This is a genomic window from Clostridium sp., assembly GCF_032552055.1.
Lineage (GTDB): Bacteria > Bacillota > Clostridia > Clostridiales > Clostridiaceae > Clostridium.
Genome location: NZ_JAWGSV010000421.1, coordinates 1 through 1,362, shown reverse-complemented (window position 1 = coordinate 1,362; position 1,362 = coordinate 1). Strand labels below are relative to the sequence as shown.

Sequence of the window (1,362 nt, the reverse complement as noted above, 5' to 3'; positions counted from 1 at the left end):
TGCGATTGGCAGTTATTCAGAGCACGAGTAGTGCCGCCAGTATCATGCCCTTATAGGGCTTAATCAAGCCACCAGCTAAGCTGGTGGTACATGACTTTTATTACAAATGTAATTTTTAATGGTTCTCATAAAATTATAATAAAAACTAAATTTATTATAATTACATTCACTATATATAATATTATTTACTTATTAGGTGTAATATGTTAATTAGGGATGACGTAAATCATTATGTGTAAAAGATAGGGGTAAGTTATAAAACCAGCATTAGTAAAAATTGATATGCAAAATTGGTTTTTTAGAAGTGAAGATAGGGGAGTAAAGCTTAAAGAGTTAATCAAATCTGTTAATGAACTTATAGAAATTACATCTTTTAATAACATTCCATTTATCAAGTTATAACTATACATAAAGGTGCTGTCGCACAAACAGCTCCTTGGAATATGGTTATGAAGAAACATAAATTTTCAGCTCTATTAGAAGATAGTGCTGAAGTGGAGTTATTACAAGCAATAATATTGGATTAGTCTCATGAAGTTATAGTAAAAAATAGGCAGAGTACTTTTATAAGAACTAACTTTGAGGAAAATTTAAGAAGTAAAAGTATTGATACTATTATAATAGGCGAGGATTTTATCCTCGGGTGTGTTAGGAGAACAACAATTGATGCTTATGAAAGATATTTTAATGAAATAGTTGCAAAGGATGCTTCCTTCAGTCATATGAAATTTCAAGAGGGAGCAATATTAGAAGTTATTAAATATGAGCAGGAGAAGTTAATATTTAATAATAAGAAAATAATTGAGTATATAAAAAATAGAAAGATGCTATTAAAAGAAAAAGAAAAAGAAATATAGAATTATGGGTTGCTTTAGCAACCCATTGGTGCATCTAGAGGGGCTCGAACCCCCGACCACTGGATTCGAAGTCCAACGCTCTATCCAACTGAGCTATAGATGCATAAAATATTTTAGATATATTATAATATTAAAGTGATTAATTTTCTAGTTCATATATAAATAATTTGAAAATATTAGAAGATTACTTATGAAGTTAATATAAACTTATCCATGTGTATCAATATATATAAATTTAAGAAAAAGCTATAAATTTTAAGTAATATATACATAATTTAAGATAAATAAAGTAGAAATATATTCATTAATTTTGAGCTGTGATACAATAGTCAATGTTCTTGGGAAACGGTGTCAAAGAAAATGAAAAATAAATGTTGACAACAAAAACTCAAGGTGATAATATATAGAAGTCGCTTGAGGGCGACAGAGAAAATGGTCTTTGAAAATTGAACAGAATAAAGTTAAGTAAAATAAACCAGCAATTCTTTTAAGTCTTAAAATTAAG

Annotated in this window: 1 protein-coding gene, 1 tRNA gene and 1 pseudogene; 2 read left to right on the top strand and 1 reads right to left on the bottom strand. The window is 28.1% G+C overall.

Translation table 11 applies throughout. The annotated features are described in order from the left end of the window. Nucleotides 1-539: 539 nt before the first annotated feature. Together E6248_RS16080 and E6248_RS16075 are read left to right on the top strand one after the other, a co-directional pair. Nucleotides 540-668, top strand: a pseudogene (locus tag E6248_RS16080) (cysteine hydrolase); the annotation flags it as partial. Between the two features lie 54 nt (nt 669-722). Further along, nucleotides 723-857 (top strand): hypothetical protein, encoded by a 135-nt coding sequence (locus E6248_RS16075; RefSeq protein ID WP_316341774.1) that lies wholly within the window; start codon nt 723-725, stop codon nt 855-857. A 26-nt stretch (nt 858-883) separates the two neighbouring features. Here E6248_RS16075 and E6248_RS16070 read toward each other — a convergent pair. Beyond that, nucleotides 884-960, bottom strand: a tRNA-Arg gene (locus E6248_RS16070). Nucleotides 961-1,362 lie beyond the last annotated feature (402 nt).